Annotated in this window: 18 protein-coding genes; 12 read left to right on the top strand and 6 right to left on the bottom strand. The window is 65.5% G+C overall.

The window, feature by feature from the left end; translation table 11 throughout:
• Positions 1-30 precede the first annotated feature (30 nt).
• The 3 genes from I2488_RS09420 to I2488_RS09430 all read right to left on the bottom strand — a co-directional run bounded on the left by I2488_RS09420 (position 31) and on the right by I2488_RS09430 (position 4,891).
• The gene (locus I2488_RS09420) at positions 31-1,671 is read right to left on the bottom strand and encodes a sensor domain-containing diguanylate cyclase (RefSeq protein WP_196275544.1); all 1,641 of its coding nucleotides are present in this window, start codon (positions 1,669-1,671) and stop codon (positions 31-33) included.
• A 176-nt stretch (positions 1,672-1,847) separates the two neighbouring features.
• Positions 1,848-4,262, bottom strand: coding sequence for a DNA translocase FtsK (locus I2488_RS09425; RefSeq protein ID WP_196275545.1), 2,415 nt, complete (start codon positions 4,260-4,262; stop codon positions 1,848-1,850).
• A gap of 95 nt (positions 4,263-4,357) precedes the next feature.
• Positions 4,358-4,891 carry a thiamine phosphate synthase gene (locus I2488_RS09430; RefSeq protein WP_246465583.1) on the bottom strand — a complete coding sequence of 178 codons (534 nt, stop codon included), beginning with the start codon at positions 4,889-4,891 and terminating at the stop codon, positions 4,358-4,360.
• Between the two features lie 22 nt (positions 4,892-4,913).
• Between I2488_RS09430 and I2488_RS09435 the strand changes: the two genes are divergently transcribed.
• The 3 genes from I2488_RS09435 to I2488_RS09445 all read left to right on the top strand — a co-directional run bounded on the left by I2488_RS09435 (position 4,914) and on the right by I2488_RS09445 (position 7,018).
• Entirely contained in the window at positions 4,914-5,579 is a 666-nt protein-coding gene (locus I2488_RS09435) for a YggS family pyridoxal phosphate-dependent enzyme (RefSeq protein ID WP_196275547.1), read from the top strand.
• A 182-nt stretch (positions 5,580-5,761) separates the two neighbouring features.
• Positions 5,762-6,319 carry a hypothetical protein gene (locus tag I2488_RS09440; protein ID WP_196275548.1) on the top strand — a complete coding sequence of 186 codons (558 nt, stop codon included), beginning with the start codon at positions 5,762-5,764 and terminating at the stop codon, positions 6,317-6,319.
• A 111-nt stretch (positions 6,320-6,430) separates the two neighbouring features.
• A complete protein-coding gene (locus tag I2488_RS09445; RefSeq protein WP_196275549.1) occupies positions 6,431-7,018 on the top strand; it encodes a GGDEF domain-containing protein in 588 nt (195 codons plus the stop codon).
• 40 nt (positions 7,019-7,058) lie between these two features.
• Here the strand turns inward: I2488_RS09445 and I2488_RS09450 are convergent, their stop codons facing one another.
• Both I2488_RS09450 and pyk read right to left on the bottom strand, forming a co-directional pair.
• Entirely contained in the window at positions 7,059-9,416 is a 2,358-nt protein-coding gene (locus I2488_RS09450) for a TonB-dependent receptor (RefSeq protein WP_196275550.1), read from the bottom strand.
• A 115-nt stretch (positions 9,417-9,531) separates the two neighbouring features.
• Positions 9,532-10,983, bottom strand: coding sequence for a pyruvate kinase (gene pyk, locus I2488_RS09455; RefSeq protein ID WP_343071021.1), 1,452 nt, complete (start codon positions 10,981-10,983; stop codon positions 9,532-9,534).
• 65 nt (positions 10,984-11,048) lie between these two features.
• Here pyk and I2488_RS09460 point away from each other — a divergent pair, with 65 nt between their 5' ends.
• From I2488_RS09460 to I2488_RS09470, 3 genes are all read left to right on the top strand, one after another.
• Positions 11,049-11,366, top strand: a complete 318-nt coding sequence (locus tag I2488_RS09460) for a DUF1244 domain-containing protein (protein WP_196275552.1) — start codon at positions 11,049-11,051, stop codon at positions 11,364-11,366.
• A 96-nt stretch (positions 11,367-11,462) separates the two neighbouring features.
• The gene (locus I2488_RS09465) at positions 11,463-11,699 is read left to right on the top strand and encodes a DUF2312 domain-containing protein (protein WP_169494743.1); all 237 of its coding nucleotides are present in this window, start codon (positions 11,463-11,465) and stop codon (positions 11,697-11,699) included.
• Between the two features lie 76 nt (positions 11,700-11,775).
• Positions 11,776-12,636 carry an SDR family oxidoreductase gene (locus tag I2488_RS09470; RefSeq protein ID WP_196275553.1) on the top strand — a complete coding sequence of 287 codons (861 nt, stop codon included), beginning with the start codon at positions 11,776-11,778 and terminating at the stop codon, positions 12,634-12,636.
• On the opposite strand, the gene I2488_RS09475 is transcribed toward I2488_RS09470, so the two are convergent.
• On the bottom strand, positions 12,633-13,322 hold the full coding sequence (locus I2488_RS09475; RefSeq protein WP_196275554.1) for a CPBP family glutamic-type intramembrane protease: 690 nt from the start codon (positions 13,320-13,322) through the stop codon (positions 12,633-12,635). The two genes, I2488_RS09470 and I2488_RS09475, sit on opposite strands and share 4 nt — an antisense overlap.
• Positions 13,323-13,429: 107 nt before the next feature.
• On the opposite strand from I2488_RS09475, the gene I2488_RS09480 reads away from it, so the two are divergent.
• The 6 genes from I2488_RS09480 to ruvA all read left to right on the top strand — a co-directional run bounded on the left by I2488_RS09480 (position 13,430) and on the right by ruvA (position 17,069).
• Positions 13,430-14,194 carry a YebC/PmpR family DNA-binding transcriptional regulator gene (locus tag I2488_RS09480; RefSeq protein ID WP_039333607.1) on the top strand — a complete coding sequence of 255 codons (765 nt, stop codon included), beginning with the start codon at positions 13,430-13,432 and terminating at the stop codon, positions 14,192-14,194.
• A complete protein-coding gene (locus I2488_RS09485; RefSeq protein WP_196275555.1) occupies positions 14,194-14,757 on the top strand; it encodes a hypothetical protein in 564 nt (187 codons plus the stop codon). Before I2488_RS09480 ends, I2488_RS09485 begins: the two co-directional genes overlap by 1 nt.
• Positions 14,758-14,760: 3 nt before the next feature.
• On the top strand, positions 14,761-15,111 hold the full coding sequence (locus I2488_RS09490) for a DUF3147 family protein (RefSeq protein ID WP_196275556.1): 351 nt from the start codon (positions 14,761-14,763) through the stop codon (positions 15,109-15,111).
• 1 nt (position 15,112) lies between these two features.
• Entirely contained in the window at positions 15,113-15,589 is a 477-nt protein-coding gene (ruvC, locus tag I2488_RS09495; RefSeq protein ID WP_196275557.1) for a crossover junction endodeoxyribonuclease RuvC, read from the top strand.
• 169 nt (positions 15,590-15,758) lie between these two features.
• A complete protein-coding gene (locus I2488_RS09500) occupies positions 15,759-16,268 on the top strand; it encodes a nucleoside deaminase (protein ID WP_343071022.1) in 510 nt (169 codons plus the stop codon).
• A 183-nt stretch (positions 16,269-16,451) separates the two neighbouring features.
• Entirely contained in the window at positions 16,452-17,069 is a 618-nt protein-coding gene (gene ruvA / locus I2488_RS09505; RefSeq protein WP_196275559.1) for a Holliday junction branch migration protein RuvA, read from the top strand.
• Positions 17,070-17,072 lie beyond the last annotated feature (3 nt).

Consider the following 17,072-nt stretch of genomic DNA (forward strand, 5'->3'; position numbering starts at 1 on the left):
CACGCTGCGAAACCACCTTTTGCCCGGCCATCAGGCCATGGCGCGATGGGCGGGTTCAAACCCGGTGACCTTCTCCCGCATCGTCCGGTTGCGTCCCAGTCGCTTGGCTTCGTAGAGCAACTGGTCACAGCGGGCGTAGAGCGCGGCGAAGTCGATCTGGAGATTCCCCCGCGTGTCGTGCTCCACCAGCCCCATGCTGGCGGTGACGATGCGATCGAGCCCCGGCACCTCGGCGGCAATGCGCGTGGCGATGGCCTGACGGCACCGCTCGGCGCGGGCCGCCGCATCATGACCGCGCAGCAGCAGGAGAAACTCCTCGCCACCCATGCGGATGGCCTTGGTGTCGCGGTCGTCCAGCAGCGCTGCTGCAGCGGCGCGCAGGACCACGTCGCCGGTGGCGTGGCCATGCGTATCGTTCACGTCCTTGAAGTGGTCGAGATCGGTCACCGCCATCGTGCGGAAGCCGCGTTCGAACAGGCGGTCGAAGCGCTGCTCGATGGTGCGGCGGTTCCTGAGCCCGGTCAGCGGATCGCGGTCGGCCACGCCCTCGAGTTCGATCGCGCGGGCAGTGGCGCGGTCGCGTTCCTGGCGGACATCCACGAACCGGCTGACGATGCCCAGCGCCGTGACCAGGACTTCCAGTGCCAGCGCCAGCTGATAGAGCTCGATCGCCTCGGTCGGGTGAAGCGAGGGAACAAGATAGGCGGTGATGCGCCAGCTGCCGATGGCCATGATCGGCAGCCACGCGATGATCTGGAGCTTGACCGACTTGCTGCCGCGCTGGCGGGCATCCCACAGGATTGCGGCCAGCAGCGCAATCGCCAGAGCAATAGCGATATGCATGGCAGGCGAGGAATAGGGCCGGACCCGCTCGAACGGCAGGCATGCCAGCAGTCCGACGAGCCACGTGATCGGCCCGAGTTGCTGCGCCATGCGGCGCAGACGCGGTGACAGGGATCCGGCTTCGATGAAGCTGGCGGCAAACAGCAGGGCAGCTCCGGCCATGGCGGCAAAGGCAAGGTTCGAGGCCTGCCACTCCCACAAGGCACTGACGTCGACGAAGATATGAACAAAGCCGGTGGCGAAGGCCGCCTGCACGAGCATCGCCGCAACCATGACCAGATGCCAGATGACATAGCGCTCCGGCAGCACCGAGTAGAACGCCGTGTTGATGAGCAGGGGGACCAGCAGCATCCCGCAGATCGCAGCCATCGCCACGATGCGCTGCAGCGGCCACCCGCTTCCCTCGGGATAGGCATCGAGCCGCATCTCGCTCATGATCGTCTTGCCCCATGGCCTGACGACAGCAACGGCGATGGTCCGGGTTTCGGACGTAACCCCCGGCACCGGCACGACCATATAGGGTCCGGCGGCGAGATGATGCGTATCGGCGGGGCCTATGGAGGACCACCGGGCGCTGCCGTCGGCACCGATGATGCCGACATCGATTCGCTCGAAATTCCCGGTGTGGGTGACCAGGCTTTGCGGCAGGGTGCGCCCGGGCGCGTCACCGAGATCGAAACGGATGAGCGTCACGTCGTCGGACAGGCTCCAGCCGCCATCGTCACAGCGCCACCGCGATGGCTGCGCCGCAACCTCTGCCCAACCCTCTTCCGCCGAGGCACTGGCGTGGCATACGGCGCTTGGGCGCACGGCCTGCGCATGTCCCATCGCCGGCCAGAAACCAGCGAGGAACACCAGCAAGCAAAACCAGCGTCCGAGCCCCTTGAACATTCGCCAAGAAATAGAGCAGCAAACTTAGGAGCCAGTTAATCCAGCCTGCAAAATGTGCTGAAAACTGGCGGACGTTGGGCTGCCCAGCGGCATTGCCAGGTACGGCAAGCCGATCACAGCACGTTGCCATCCTTGTCGCGATAGATCTCGCGGCGGCCAACGTGGTTGGCCGGGCCGACAAGGCCATCGGCCTCCATCCGCTCGATCCACTTCGATGCCGTGTTGTAGCCCACGCCCATCTGGCGCTGGATCCAGCTGGCCGAGGCCTTCTGGCTTTCGAACACGAGCTGGCAGACCTGGCGATACTTGCGGTCTTCCGGATTGTCCGAGCCACTGTCGATATCGTCGAAGCCGAAGCCGCCGTCTTCCGGCTCTTCCGTAACCGAATCAACGTATTCGGGGCTGCCCTGCCCACGCCAGTGATCGGCGACCTTCTCGACTTCCTCGTCCGAGACGAAAGGTCCGTGGACGCGCTTTATCGGGTCGGTGTTGGGCTTGTAGAGCATGTCGCCCTTGCCCAGCAGCTGTTCGGCGCCCTGTTCGCCAAGGATCGTGCGGCTATCGATGCGGCTGGTCACGGCAAAGCTGATGCGGGTCGGCAGGTTGGCCTTGATCACGCCGGTGATGACGTCGACCGAGGGGCGCTGCGTGGCCATGATCAGGTGGATGCCGGCGGCGCGGCTCTTCTGCGAGAGGCGCTGGATCAGGACTTCGATTTCCTTGCCGACGGTGACCATGAGGTCGGCCAGCTCGTCGACGATGACCACGATCTGCGGCAGCACTTCGTAATCGAGCTGCTGCTCCTCGAACAGTTCCTCGCCCGTGTCGGGATCAAAGCCGACCTGGATGCGGCGGCCCAATGGCTTGCCCTTGGCCAGCGCGGCGCGGACCTTGTCGTTGAAGCCGGAGATGTTGCGCACGCCGATCGAGGACATCTGGCGGTAGCGCCGCTCCATCTCCTCGACCGCCCACTTGAGTGCGCGAACCGCCTTGGCCGGTTCGGTCACCACCGGCGAGAGCAGGTGCGGGATGTCGTCGTAGGACTTGAGCTCCAGCACCTTGGGATCGACGAGGATCAGGCGGCACTGCGCGGGCGTCAGCCGGTAGAGCAGCGAGAGCAGGATGCAGTTGAGGCCGACCGACTTGCCCGAACCGGTCGTGCCGGCAACGAGCAGGTGGGGCATCGTCGCAAGGTCGGCCACGATCGGTTCGCCGGCGATGTCCTTGCCGAGGATGATCGGCAGCAAGGCCTTGGAACTGGCGAACTTCTCGCAGGCAATCAGCTCGCGGAACGATACCATGTCGCGGATCGCGTTGGGCAGTTCGATGCCCATGACGGTGCGCCCGGGAATGGCCGAGACGCGCGCCGAGATCGCGCTCATGTTGCGGGCGATATCGTCGGCGAGGCCGATCACCCGGCTGGCCTTGATGCCCGGCGCCGGTTCCAGTTCGTACATCGTCACGACCGGGCCGGTGCGCACCGCCGTGATCTCGCCCTTGACGTTGAAATCGTCGAGCACGTTCTCGAGCAGGCGGGCGTTGCGCTCGAGCGCCAGCTTGTCGATCTTCTGGGTCGAGCCTGCGGGCGCTTCGACCAGCAACTCGATCGAGGGCAGTTCGTACTTGTCGAACAGGTCGCCCTGCCGCGCCTTGGGCTGGACGGCGGCGGGCGCAGGCGTGCGGGTGGGGTCGGTGATCTCGGTCGGCTTGCGCTGGGCCAGCGCTTCCTCGACGTCGATCGCGTCCGCTGCTGCCCGTGCTTCCTTCTCGCGCTTTTCCTTCTTGGGTGGGCGGATCGTCGCTTCATCGTCGTCATCGCCAAGATCCACGTCGCGGGGCGCACGGCGCAGAAACGGCGGCAGGGTGAGCATCCCGGCCCAGTCGAACGCGAAGATGCGGCTGGCGATGGCGAGCCCTCCGGCAAGCGACGCGAGACCGATGGGCACGGAGAACCACAACGACGACACTTGCGGCACAAGACCTGCCAGAGCATTCACGGCCGCAGCGCCAAGCAGCCCGGACAGGCCTCCCGGCCCGGCCGGCAAGCGGCTTGCCGTGCTGCTGCCCCAGAGGGAAAGCGCCGTGCCGATCAGCGCCATGGCCACGAACAGCAGCAATGTGGGCCGCCACCAGCTTGGCGCGGGCGCGAGTTCCTCATCCTCGTCGATATCGACGAGATCGCTTTCCGATTCCCACATCCGCCGCGCAAAGACCCACAGCAGCGGCAGCAGCAGGGCGCCCGGCAAGCCGAAGAACAGCAGCACACGCTCCGATGCCCAGGCCCCGGCCAAGCCCATCCAGTTCTCGACCGGGCTGCCCGAGGCAGTGCTGCCCGAAGGATCGGTCTGGGTATAGCTCAGCAGCGACAGCGCAAGGAACACCAGCAGCGCAGCCAGTACGCCACCGCCGAGCAGTTCTAGGCTGCGGCGCAGCGAGCGGCGCAGGACGGCGCGCCAGTCGGCTCCGCGCAAGGTCCCCCGCGCGTTCGAGCCGCGTGCCTGCGCGGTGGTTGCTGCCCGACTTGCCATGAACCTGTGCCTATCCCTGCCCTTGCGCGCGCATCATGCGCCCGAAGGGGACTCACCGTCAAGAATCCCGACAGGAATTGCGACGAGTGAACGACTTAGGCGAGCCCGTCGATCGCGGCCCAACCGTGTACCGGCAATCGGCGCGCGCGCGACCGCGTCATCCCGCCGAGCGCAATGACCGGCAATGGCGATTGCCGCGCCAGCAGCAGAAAGCGCACCGGCCCCAGCACCTTGCCACCGGGATGAGAACGCGTGGGAAACACCGGCGAGAGCAGGATGGCATCGGCACGGGCACGCACTGCGGCGCCGATCTCCTGCAAGGAATGCACTGTGGCCAGCCGGATGCCACCTTGCTCGCTGACTTCGCGAGCCGAACCATAGCTCCCGTCGACGCGCCAACCGCTCGGCACACGCGCGCCGATCACGGCCACGCCGCGCAACCGCGCCAGCCGCGCCAGTCGAGCGAACCGCTGGCGACGTTCCCCGCCCGACAGGTGATAGTGCCGGAACACCAGTGCATCGCCCGGCCCCAGCCTAGCGAGCGCGCGCTCCAGCCCGGCATCGTTGCGCGCATCGCTCAGCAGCACGCGCCTCGGCACTTGTTTCGCGTTTGTCTGGCGCTTTCGCATGGCGGCGCTATAGCACCGCGCCATGGAACAGGCAGTCCCTTCATCACCGCTCGAACAGGTCCGCGCCAGCATCGCCAAGGCCGCCCGCATTGCCGGTCGCAAGTCGGGCGACGTGACGCTGGTGGCGGTGTCAAAGACCAAGCCCGCCGCAGCGATCCTCGACCTGATCGCGCAAGGGCAGCGCGTGTTCGGCGAGAACAGGGTGCAGGAAGTGCAGGACAAATGGCCCGCTATCCGCGCCGCGCATCCCGAGGTCGAGCTGCACCTCGTCGGCCAGTTGCAATCGAACAAGGCCGAAGACGCCGTCACCCTGTTCGACTGCATTCACTCGGTCGACCGCCCGAGCCTCGTCGCCGCGCTCGGCAAGGCGCAGGACAAGCTGGGCCGCAAGGTCCCCTGCTTCGTGCAGGTCAATATCGGCAATGAAGAACAGAAGGGCGGCTGTGCCGTGGCGGACCTTCCCGCACTGCTGGCGCAGGCGCGAGAAGCCGGACTCGAAGTGATCGGCCTGATGTGCGTGCCCCCTGCCGGGATCGAGGCAGCCCCCTTCTTCGCGCTGCTCGACAAGCTGGCCGACGACAACGGCCTCGCCGCCCTGTCGATGGGCATGAGCGACGACTTCGAAACCGCCGTGCAACTGGGCGCGACCCACGTGCGCGTCGGCTCGGCGCTGTTCGGCGCGCGCTGACCCATTGTCTCCAATCCAAGGGAGTCATGGTTAGCGACGGGTCAAGCAGACCTTCCGCAATCAACCCGGCAATCGCTTAATCGGGCGAAAGCCTGCCCGCGCTAATCGTCTGCGCCATGGGTGCAGAAACGGCAGATCCGGAACGATCGACCAGGGACGCCGGCTTTCCGGGCAAAGTCCTCATGCGCCGCGGCGATGTATTCCTTGCGTCGCTGGTGATCCAGTCCGTCGGCATTGCCATGGCGGCAGCGCACAATGTGATCGACAACGGCTTCCGCGATCCCCTGCTCAACGGACTGCTTGCGGTGCTGAGCGCGGGCGCCATCGTGCAGGTGCTCCTGCGGCGCCAGGCGGTGCGGGACATCGCCGAAAAGCGGGCCGAATACCAGTCAACGCGCGAGGCGCGGTGGCGGACGGACGAGCTCTTCGGCATGACCGATATGCTGCAGGCAGCCGAAACCTACGACGACGCCGGGTCGGTCCTGATGGCCACCGCCAAACGGTTGCTGCCCGACCACGGCGTCGCGCTCTATGTGTTCAACAATTCGCGCGACCGGCTCGATCTGGCCCGCGCCTGGGACCTGCCCTCGGGCTACGATCCGCTGCCTGCGCTCTCCCCGACGAACTGCTGGGCGCTCAAGCGCGGCAAGACCCACGTCAACGCCCCCTCGCTCAACGGGCTGTGCTGCGCGCACCATGGCGGGACGGTTGCAGCCGTGGAGATTCCGATGATGGCCTGAGGACAGCTCCACGGCCTGCTGATCCTCGCCAGGGACGAGGCAGAAAAGGCAGCGGACGCCGCCGACAAGGTCCATGACGTCAGCCGCCTCGGCCGCGCCTTGGCGGATTCGATGTCGCTGGCCCTTTCGAACATCGCGCTGCGCGAGAAACTGCGCACCCAATCGCTGCGCGATCCGCTGACCGGGCTCTACAACCGTCGCTACATGGAGGACGCGCTCGAGCGCTTCGTCTCGCTCGGTTCGCGCACCGGGGCGAGCACGGCCGTGATCATGCTCGATCTCGACAACTTCAAGAAGCTGAACGACGAGCATGGCCATGCCAAGGGCGATGCCGTCCTGCGCGATGTCGCCGCCCAGATCGTCGGCTGCCTGCGGCCGACCGACGTCGTATGCCGCTACGGCGGGGAGGAGCTCGTCGCGATCCTGCCCGACTGCTCGCTGGAAGACGTGTTGGAGAAGGCCGAAATCCTGCGCCAGCGGATCGAATCGCTCAGCGCCAGCCACGAATGTGCGATCTCGGCCTCACTTGGCGTTGCCACAATTCCGGAAACGGCAACATCGGCAACGGACATCCTGCCGATTGCCGATGCCGCGCTCTATGCAGCCAAGAAGGCTGGCAAGAACCGCGTTGTCGCCGCCGAAAAGCGCGCCGGACGCGAAGCCCCGAGGCTTGCCGCGATCAAGACCAAGCAGAACTGAGCGCTGCGCGAGGATCTTTCCCCGCGCAGCGCCCGCCACATCAGAAGTTTGCGCTCAGTTCCACGCCAAGCACGCGACCGCGCGCCAGTGGCGAGAACGTGCCGACAGCCGGGTTTTCCGCGAACGGCCGGTTGACGCCGGTCGAGAGCGGACCACCGAACACCGGAATCTGCGCCGCGCCACTGCCGATCTGGGTATCGCCGCCATGCTGCACCTGATCGAGCAGGTTGCGGCCATAGACCGTGAAGGTCAGCCCGCCGGTGTTGTAGCTGATCGAGGCATCGAGGTTGTTGGCCGACGCGATCCAGCCGAAGTTGTTGTCGGTATAGGCAAAGCGGTCACGGAACTGCCAGTTGGCGCGCGCCAGGATGCTCGAGCTCTCGCCTGTCGGGAAATCGAGCACGGCGCCCGCGCCGTAGGTCCACTTCGGCAGGCGCGGCAGGGCGAGCGCGCGGTCGGCGGCATTGACGACACCGTCGCTCGAAAGATCGAACAGCACCTTGGTGTAGCGTCCGTCGATGTAGCCGAAGTTGGCCGTGAGCAGCAGGTGCTTGTTCACGGCAAAGCGGCCCTCGCCTTCGATACCGTCGATCCGGGCATCGGCAGTGTTGAAGATCGACTGCGCGACGCCGGCTGCCGAACCCTCGTTCACTTCGCGCTGCATGTTGCCCACTTCGGTACGGAAGGCAGCAAGGTTGAGCGTCAGCTTGCGGTCGGGCGTGCGATACTTCACGCCGACCTCGTAGCTGTCGACCTGCTCCTCGTCGAAGGCATAGTTCGGGTTGGGACCGCCCACGCCGGCCAGCAGTTCGAAGGCCCGCGCATTGGTGATGCGGAAGTTGTAACCACCCGAACGGAACGCCCGCGACCAGCTGCCATAGACCTGCGCATCGCCGTTGAACTTGTACTGGAAGCCCAGCTTCGGCCCCCAGTTCTCCCAGGTCCGCTTGTCGGTGAAGCCGTTGTTCTCGGCCGGCAGCGCGCCGGGGATCGTGGTGTTGCGGCCCGAGGTGGCGCAAGTGGCCGCAATGACCGAACACGTCGCGCGCGGGCGGATGTAGGTGACGGCAACGTCCTTGGTCTCGCGCGACCAGCGCAGGCCGGCGGTGAGCGTGAGCTTGTCGGTCACGTCATAGTCGCCGGCCGCGAACAGGCCGAGCACGTCGTGATCCTGCCGGCCGCCACCGATCTGCGCGCCGAGCGGGCTGATGAACGAGGGGAAACGGCGGATTTCGTCATAGCCCAGCTTCTGCTGGAACCAGAAGCCGCCAGTGGTCAGGTCGAGATCGCCGACGCGCACGTTGTAGCGCAGTTCGTTCGAATACTGGCGCTGGTTGAACTCGGTTTCCGAATGGAAGCGGAAGACTGGCAGCGCGTCGATGTCGCCGCTGGTGGCGGACTTGAAGTCGCGGAAGCCGAAGATGTTGGTGATCTTGCCTTCGCCGATGTCGATCTCGGTCTTGTGCGTGGCGAACCATGCCTCGTTGCGATAGAACCCGCCGTTGTCGATCGAGAAATCGAAGGTATCGCGCTTGAACCGGGCACGGTTCTGGCCGGCAGGGCCGTCACCGTTGCTGGTGAAGAATTCCACTTTCGCCACCATCCGGACCGCATCGCTCGGCAGGAACTCCAGCGCACCGCGGACGATCTCGGTATTGGCCTTGCCGAAGTTTCGGCCGTTGAACAGGTTGCGGAAGTAGCCTTCGTCGTTGTTGACGTAACCGCCGATCTTGAAGTTCAGCTTGTCCTTGATCAGCGGGCCCGAGACCACGGCCTGCGCGGCAAAGTTGCCGGAACCGCGCCCGGAATCGATCGGCCCTTCATAGAACATGCGGAAGTTGCCGCGGAAATCCGAGGTCGGATCGCCGGTGTTGACGAGGACCGCGCCACCCGTCGTGTTGCGGCCATAGAGAATGCCCTGAGGACCGCGCGCCACTTCGACCGAGCCGAGATCGAACACGTCGAACACCAGGCCGCTGTTCACGCCGATGTACACGCCATCGACGAAGACGCCGACGGTCGGGTCGATCGAAGGGATCGAGCTGTTCACGCCGAGGCCGCGGATCGAGAAGTTGGCCGTGCCGCGCGAGGTGCCGATCTGGTCGAGCGAGACGTTCGGCGCGCTGAAGGTCAGGGTCTGCAGGTCGCGGACCTGCAGCGTCTGCAGGGTCTGGGCGTTGAAGGCAGTGATTGCCATCGGCACTGCCTGGACGTTTTCGACGTCCTTCTTCTTGGTTGCGGTAACGATGATGTCGGCGTTGAGCAGGTCGATCGACGACTGCTCTTGGTCCTCAGCCGCGTCCTGCGCATGGGCGACGCCCGCCCCGGCGGCGGCGAGCGCAAGCGCGCTCAACCCGCCGGAAATTGCACGGACCACGCGGTTTCCTGAAATCGGCATTCACAGCTCCCGTATTATGTTGTGGGACCGTAAATGCCCGCTGCGTGGCAGCGTTCAACCCGTTTTCAATCGAGCAATTAAATCTTACACGCGGTGTGACATATTTACACAAATGTCAGCTGTGTTGATCCAGTTCGTTGCCGGTCAGCGTGACGACGTGGAGCAGGTTGGTTGCGCCTGGCGTACCGAACGGAACACCCGCCAGCGCCACAAGCCGCGAACCGGCGGCACCGAAGCCGTGGCGCAGCGCCATGCGCTTGCCCTTGGCGATCATCTCCTCGAAGCTGCCGATGTCCTTGGTGCTGACGGCATGGGCGCCCCACAGCAGGCCGACCTTACGGGCGGTCTTCTGCGAGGGGGTCAGCACCAGCATCGGCACGCCGGGACGTTCACGCGCGACGCGGCGCGCGGTCGAGCCCGAGCCGGTGAACACGATGATCCCGGCGATCGGCAGGGTGTTGGCAATGCTTGCCGCCGCCTGCGCCAATGCGTCGGCGGTGGTCGGATCGGGCAGGGTCTCGATGAAGTGGACGCGCGCGCCATAGCCGGGATCGGCTTCGACCTGCGCGGCGATGCGGTGCATGATCGTCACCGCCTCTTCCGGCCAGGCACCGGCGGCGGTCTCGGCCGAAAGCATCACAGCGTCCGCACCGTCATAAACGGCGTTGGCGACGTCCGAAACTTCGGCGCGGGTCGGCGTCGGCGCTTCGATCATCGATTCGAGCATCTGCGTGGCGACGACCACCGGCTTGCCCTGGCGACGCGCGCTTTCGACGATACGCTTCTGCAGCGGCGGCACTTCCTCGGGGTTGAGTTCGACGCCGAGGTCACCACGCGCCACCATGATGCCGTCCGAAAGCTCGACGATCTCCTCCAGCCGCGAGATGGCAGCAGGCTTCTCGATCTTGGCCATCAGCGAGCCGTAACCGCCCATCAGGCGGCGTGCCTCGGCCACGTCCTCGGGCCGCTGCACGAACGACAGCGCGATCCAGTCCGCGCCATGCTCCACCGCAAACGACAGGTCCCGACGGTCCTTCTCGGTCAGCGCCGGCACCGGCACCACCGCGTCGGGCACGTTGACGCCCTTGCGGTCCGAAATGACCCCGCCGACCTCGGCCGAGCACAGGATCTCGTTCTGGTCGGCCCGGATCACGCGCAGGCGCAGCTTGCCGTCGTCGATCAGCAGGCGCTGGCCCTTTTGCAGAATGCCGAACAGTTCGGGGTGCGGCAGGCAGACACGGGTTTCATCGCCCGGCTCGGGATTGCGGTCGAGCGTGAAGTGCCCGGAATGGCGAATCACCGCCCGGCCTTCCTTGAACTTGCCGACGCGCAGCTTCGGTCCCTGCAGGTCGCACAGGATCGTGATCGGCCGGTTCACCTTCTTTTCAAGCGCGCGGATGTTGGCGATCGTCTCGGCGTGGATCGCGTGTTCGCCGTGGCTCATGTTCACGCGGAAGGCGTCGGCCCCGGCGCGATAGAGCTTCTCGAGCATCTCCGGCTCGCGGCTGGCGGGACCTACCGTGGCGAGGATCTTTACCTTGCGCCCTCTTGGATCGAGCTTGGCCACGGCTTTGGTACTCCTTATGAATCTTCCGCGATGCGCTATGGCCCATGCCATTTCAAAACCCAAGGATGTTTACAGTGGATACGAATGCAATCGATGCGCTGCCCGATTCCGTAGCGGCCGCCGCCTTCCGCCGCCTGGTGAAGCACCTCCAGCACCGCCACGATGCCCAGAACATCGACCTGATGGGTCTGTCCGGCTTTTGCCGCAATTGTCTGGCCGACTGGATCATCGAAGGCGGGTTCGAGGGCGACAAGGCCGCCGCGCGCGAAGTGATCCACGGCCTCCCCGCCGCCGAATGGAAGGCCCGTTACCAGACCGAAGCGACGCCCGAGCAGCTCGAGAGAATGAACGAGAGCCTCAAGAAGAACGCCGGATCTCACTAATCCCCGGACTATCCACAGCCCCGGCTTTGCCCGAATCCGGTCACGCCGCTATCAGCCGCGCGAACCGATTCACCCGCATACCCGGAGACTTTCCCGATGGCCGAATCCGCCGACGACCGCCTGCGCCTTCTGATCGAGCGCATCGAACGCCTCGAAGAGGAAAAGAAGGGCATCGGCGACGACATCAAGGACGTCTACAACGAAGCCAAGGCCACCGGTTATGATGCCAAGATCATGCGCCAGATCGTCCGCCTGCGGAAGATGAAGCCCGACGACCGCCGCGAGATGGAAGCCGTACTCGAAACCTATAAGAACGCCCTCGGCATCGATTGATCGCGTTTCCCGGGCAGGGTCGGAACCACCACCCTGCCCGGCCATTGGCATCCTGTGATTTCAGCAGGATAGCCCGATGACCCACAACGCCACCGTCCGCCCGCCGATCCACGAGGACGGCCTTCCCGGCAGCGAGGCGAGCCTCGATCCCAGGCCCGAATGGCAGCCGCGCTATCCGGGCTCGGCGCGCCTCAAAGGTAAGGTGGCGATCGTCACCGGCGGTGACAGCGGCATCGGCCGCGCCGTGGCGGTCCTTTTCGCGCGCGAAGGCGCAAAGGTCGCCATCGCCTATCTCAGCGAGAACGAAGACGCCGCCCGCACCCGCGAACTGTGCGAGGCCGAAGGCAGCGAGGCGCTGACTTTCGCAGGCGACCTCGGCGATCCCGAAGTCGCCCATGCCCTCGTCGATCTCGTCATCGGCGACTGGGGCCGGCTCGACGTCCTCGTCAACAACGCGGGCGAACAGCACCCCGACAAGGACATCCGCGACATCACCGCCGACCAGTTGCAGCGTACCTTCCAGACCAACATCTTCTCGATGTTCTACCTGGTGCAGGCCGCACGCGAGCACCTCAAGCCCGGGGCCGCGATCGTCAACTGCACCTCGATCACCAGCTATCAGGGCGAGCCGGAACTGCTCGACTATTCCAGCACCAAGGGCGCCATCACCGCCTTCACCCGCGCTCTTTCGGAACAGCTCGTTGGTCAGGGCATCCGCGTCAACGCCGTCGCGCCCGGCCCGATCTGGACCCCGCTCAACCCCTGCGGCGGCGCCACGCCGGATAAGCTCGAACACTTCGGCGAGAACACCCCGATGGGCCGCCCCGGCCAGCCCAACGAAGTCGCCCCGAGCTTCCTGTTCCTCGCCTGCGAGGATTCATCCTATATGTCGGGCCAGGTCCTGCACCCCAATGGCGGGACGGTGGTAAACGGCTAACCCCAGCTCAGCGCCACCGCCAGCACGATGGCGTTCGAGGCGATGTGGTTGAGGATCGAGGCGAGCAGGCCCAGCCTCACCCGGATGTGCGCGAACATCAGGCCCGACCAGAACTGCGGCAGCACCATCGGCACGGCGACCAGCGTTATTGTCGGATAATTGAACAGGTGCATCGCCGCGAAGATCGCCGTTGTGCCGTAAATCAGCAGGGCGAAGTGCCGCGAAAACCAATCCGGCACCGCCTTGTCGCGCCGCATCCGCCACCACAGCCCCGCCGCCACGGCAACCGTCGCCAGCAGTATTCCGCCACCGACCAGCGGCTTGCCCCGACCGAATGCGATGAACAGCAGCAGCCCCGCCACCACCACGCCCATTAACGCCAGCACGCGCCGCGTCCCGCTCATCCAGCCGCGAAAGAACAGTTCTTCCAGCACCGGCGCGAGCAGCACCGCACCGCCCCACAGCGCCAACGGCCCCAGCCCTTCGAACGCATCGGGCGGCGACAGCGCAAAGGCCTTCTGCCACAGCGCGACCAGCGGCATCACCACCAGTCCCAGCACACCAAGCTGGAACGCCGCCAGCACCAGCCACCTCCCAATCGCCCCATCGGCGTTCAATCCCGAAGCGGCCATCGGCACAGGGCGGCGCAGGAAGGCAAAAAGTTCGGCAAGCGTGGCTCGGATCATGCGGCTTTCATGCCCGCAATTGCGCCGATGTGCCACACCGATTGCCCGAAGCCGCTGCGTCGGCTAGGGGCGGTGCAGATTCCAAAACCTCGCAAGAAGCACGGACCATGGCAGGCCATTCCAAATTCAAGAACATCATGCACCGCAAGGGCGCGCAGGACAAAAAGCGCTCGGCGATGTTTTCCAAGCTCAGCCGCGAAATCACCGTGGCCGCCAAGATGGGCATGCCCGATCCGGACATGAACCCGCGCCTGCGCGCCGCCGTCAACGCGGCCAAGGCCCAGTCCATGCCCAAGGACAATATCGCCCGCGCCATCGACAAGGCATCGAAGGGCGAAGGCGATAACTACGAGGAAGTGCGCTACGAAGGCTACGGCCCCGGCGGCGTCGCCATCATCGTCGAAGCGCTGACCGACAACCGCAACCGCACCGCAACCAACATTCGCACCGCCTTCTCCAAGAACGGCGGCAACCTCGGCGCGAGCGGCGCCGTGAGCCACGGCTTCGAACGCCTCGGGCTGATCGAATACCCCGGCAAGGTCGGTGACGAGGAAAAGGTCCTCGAAGCCGCCATCGAAGCCGGCGCCGAAGACGTCGAATCCGACATGGGCGATGGCGACGAGAATCCCGGCAGCCACCAGATCTGGGTCGCCGTCGAATCGCTGCACGAAGTGGCGCGCGAACTCGAAAAGACCCTGGGCGAGGCCGAAGGCGTCAAGCTCGCATGGAAGCCGAGCATGAAGACCTCGGTCGATGCCGACAACGCCGCCACCCTGCTCAAGCTGATCGACGTCCTCGAAGACGACGATGACGTCCAGACCGTCTGGGGGAACTACGACATCCCCGACGACGTGATGGAAACGCTGGGCTGATGCCAAGGGCAACGGCAGCACTTCCGGTTGCCGTTGCACTCGCGGCGCTGCTCTTCACGGGCGGGTCGGTGGCGCAGCCCTCCGGCCAACGCGCACCGGCACCCGCCAGCCTCTGCGAGAGCGGCGAACGCGTGGTCTACACCTGCCGCTTCGGCGCGAAGCTTGGCAGTGTGTGCCTGGGGCGCGATTCCCTGCATTATCGCTTTGGGCCGCAGGGCAAGCCTGAGCTGCACATTGCCAGCACACCGGACTGGAGCAACATCCACACCGGCGGCAACCGCAGCCAGGGCGGCCTCAACCAGGACTACCTCCGCTTCACCAACGGACAGACGCATTACGTCGTCCATGTCGACGAGACCGGCAGCCTCAACGAGACGCCCGGCCGCCGCTCATCGGGGATCGAGGTGCTGCAGGGAACCTCTGGCGAACGCACCCTCGCCAGCCTCGCCTGCAAGTCTGCATCATCCTTCAATTGGGCTGCCTACGACGACCTTGCGACGGCGGCGCCCGAAAGCTGGGATGGTGCCGAAACACCCGGCGGGCCCTTCGAGATGATCTACTGAACCATGATGCCGCTCGCCATCAAGGCCGTGCTGTCCGGCTTGCTCATCGCGCTGATCTCGGAGATCGGGCGCAAGCTTCCCGCCGTCGGCGCATTGGTCGCCTCCCTCCCGCTTGTCTCGGTGCTCGGCATGGTGTTCCTGTGGAACGCCCGGCCCGATGCGGAGAACATGGCGATCCATGCCGAGGCGACGTTCTGGTATGTTCTGCCCTCGCTCCCGATGTTCCTCGTGATCCCGGCGCTGCTGCGCCACGGCGTGCCGTTCTGGATCGCGCTGGTCGGCGGCTGTGTGCTGACCGTGCTGCTCTATCTGGCGATGATGCAGGTAGGCCCGCGCTTCGGACTCAAGTTGTAAGATGATCATTTTGGGTATCGACCCCGGCCTCACCGTCACCGGATGGGGCGTAGTCGCCAAGTCGGGCAGCCGCTTGAGCCACATCGCCAACGGCCAGATCCGCACCGACAACAAGGCAACCATGGCCTCGCGTCTGGTCGAACTCGATTCCGCCCTCGCTGCGGTGATCGACATCTACAAGCCAGATACCGGCGCGGTCGAAGAGGTCTTCGTAAACGTCAACCCGCAGTCCACGCTCAAGCTCGGGCAGGCGCGCGGCGTTGCCATGGTCGCTGTCGCACGCGCGGGCATTCCGGTTGCGGAGTATCCGACCAAGGTCATCAAGAAGGCGCTGGTTGGCACCGGCGGCGCGGAAAAGCAGCAGATCCAGCACATGCTCAAGATCCTCCTGCCCGGAGTCCAGTTGGCGGGCGAGGACGCATCCGACGCGCTTGCCGTGGCCATCACCCACGCCAACATGCTCGGCAGCCACCGCTAAACGCCAAAGCTTCGTCATTGCGAGGAGCGCAGCGACGAAGCAATCCAGAGTCGGCGCAGAACCGCTCTGGATTGCTTCGCTCCGCTCGCAATGACGACGACCTGGGTGCAAGGGTTCAGCCAGCCCCATCGCCTCCGGAACGCCCGCGTGCATCTGGCGTATGCTCCGGATGGAAGCACTGAACGACAGACCGAGCGATGAAGAGTGGATGGCGCGCGCAAGGGACCTTGCAATCGCCCGCAAGGGCACCGATCCCGCCAACACCCCGATCGCCGCGATCATCGTGCGCGACGGCCAGTTGCTCTCGCACGGCGTCAACCGTACCGCCGAACACTGCGACGCCACCGCCCACGCCGAAGTCATGGCGATCCGCGCTGCGGGCAAATCTTGCGGAGAGATGCGCTTTCCCGGTGCCACGCTCTATTCCACGCTCCAGCCCTGCGGCATGTGCACCATGGCCTCGATCTGGGCCGGCATCTCGCGCATCGTCTATGGCGCAGGCCGGGAAGACGTCCACGAAATGTACTTCGAAGACCGCCACCTCTCGACGCTCGACTTCGTGGCGGATGCCTGGAAGGACGACCTCACGCTGACCGGCGGCATCCTCGCGCACGACTGCGCCACGCTCTACTACCGCCCATGGGACGACGTGCCGGAAGACCAGCAAGCCAACGATTGACGTATACGACACTGCAGACGGGAGGCTCCTCCTTCTTCCCCCCTCCCGCAGGCGGGAGGGGCTGGGGGTGGGCATCCGGCACTTTCGCGCGCGCAACGCATCGTCCGCAAGCGCCCTCTCTCCTCGCATTTGGCGCGGTTAGCCTCTGGCCACGGCAAAAAGTTCCTGCCATAGGAACAAACCATGATCGCCAAGCTCACCGGCATTCTTGACGACACCGGGCCCGACTGGGCCGTGATCGACGTGAACGGCGTCGGCTATCTCGTCCATTGCTCGGCCAAGACGCTCACCCATCTCGGCATCCGGGGTGACAAGGTCGTCATTCACACCGAGATGCAGGTGAGCGAGACCGACCAGCGCCTGATCGGCTTCACCAGCGCAGGGGAACGCGCATGGTTCCGCCTGCTGACAGCGGTGCAAGGCGTTGGCAGCAAGGTCGCCCTCGCGATTCTATCGGCACTCGCAGTCGAAGAACTCCAGCGCGCCTGCGCCCACGGCGACGCCGCCATGGTCGCCCGCGCCAACGGCGTCGGCCCCAAACTCGCCAGCCGCATCGTCAACGAGCTGAAGGACAAGGCAGGCGGCCTCGCAGGCTACACCTCCCCCGTCGGCATGGGCAGCGGCGAAGCCTTCACCCCGCCCCCGGGCAACGCCGGCGCCGACGCCGTCTCGGCCTTGCAAAACCTCGGCTTCAAACCCGCCGTGGCGAGCAGCGCCGTGGCTGCGGCGGTCAAGGAACTGGGCGAGGATGCCGGGCTGAACGATCTTGTGCGCGTGGCGCTGAAGAGGGCTGCCAGCTAATCA

The organism is Novosphingobium jiangmenense, assembly GCF_015694345.1.
In the GTDB taxonomy this organism is placed as follows: Bacteria; Pseudomonadota; Alphaproteobacteria; order Sphingomonadales; family Sphingomonadaceae; genus Novosphingobium; species Novosphingobium jiangmenense.

Bases quoted from the DNA above. Each gene is read 5' to 3' on its own strand.
- I2488_RS09420 (WP_196275544.1), bottom strand. From the start codon at position 1,671: ATGGGACATGCGCAGGCCGTGCGCCCAAGCGCCGTATGCCACGCCAGT.
- I2488_RS09425 (WP_196275545.1), bottom strand. From the start codon at position 4,262: ATGGCAAGTCGGGCAGCAACCACCGCGCAGGCACGCGGCTCGAACGCG.
- I2488_RS09430 (WP_246465583.1), bottom strand. From the start codon at position 4,891: ATGCGAAAGCGCCAGACAAACGCGAAACAAGTGCCGAGGCGCGTGCTG.
- I2488_RS09435 (WP_196275547.1), top strand. From the start codon at position 4,914: ATGGAACAGGCAGTCCCTTCATCACCGCTCGAACAGGTCCGCGCCAGC.
- I2488_RS09440 (WP_196275548.1), top strand. From the start codon at position 5,762: ATGCGCCGCGGCGATGTATTCCTTGCGTCGCTGGTGATCCAGTCCGTC.
- I2488_RS09445 (WP_196275549.1), top strand. From the start codon at position 6,431: ATGTCGCTGGCCCTTTCGAACATCGCGCTGCGCGAGAAACTGCGCACC.
- I2488_RS09450 (WP_196275550.1), bottom strand. From the start codon at position 9,416: ATGCCGATTTCAGGAAACCGCGTGGTCCGTGCAATTTCCGGCGGGTTG.
- I2488_RS09460 (WP_196275552.1), top strand. From the start codon at position 11,049: ATGTTTACAGTGGATACGAATGCAATCGATGCGCTGCCCGATTCCGTA.
- I2488_RS09465 (WP_169494743.1), top strand. From the start codon at position 11,463: ATGGCCGAATCCGCCGACGACCGCCTGCGCCTTCTGATCGAGCGCATC.
- I2488_RS09470 (WP_196275553.1), top strand. From the start codon at position 11,776: ATGACCCACAACGCCACCGTCCGCCCGCCGATCCACGAGGACGGCCTT.
- I2488_RS09475 (WP_196275554.1), bottom strand. From the start codon at position 13,322: ATGATCCGAGCCACGCTTGCCGAACTTTTTGCCTTCCTGCGCCGCCCT.
- I2488_RS09480 (WP_039333607.1), top strand. From the start codon at position 13,430: ATGGCAGGCCATTCCAAATTCAAGAACATCATGCACCGCAAGGGCGCG.
- I2488_RS09485 (WP_196275555.1), top strand. From the start codon at position 14,194: ATGCCAAGGGCAACGGCAGCACTTCCGGTTGCCGTTGCACTCGCGGCG.
- I2488_RS09490 (WP_196275556.1), top strand. From the start codon at position 14,761: ATGATGCCGCTCGCCATCAAGGCCGTGCTGTCCGGCTTGCTCATCGCG.
- ruvC (WP_196275557.1), top strand. From the start codon at position 15,113: ATGATCATTTTGGGTATCGACCCCGGCCTCACCGTCACCGGATGGGGC.
- I2488_RS09500 (WP_343071022.1), top strand. From the start codon at position 15,759: ATGGAAGCACTGAACGACAGACCGAGCGATGAAGAGTGGATGGCGCGC.
- ruvA (WP_196275559.1), top strand. From the start codon at position 16,452: ATGATCGCCAAGCTCACCGGCATTCTTGACGACACCGGGCCCGACTGG.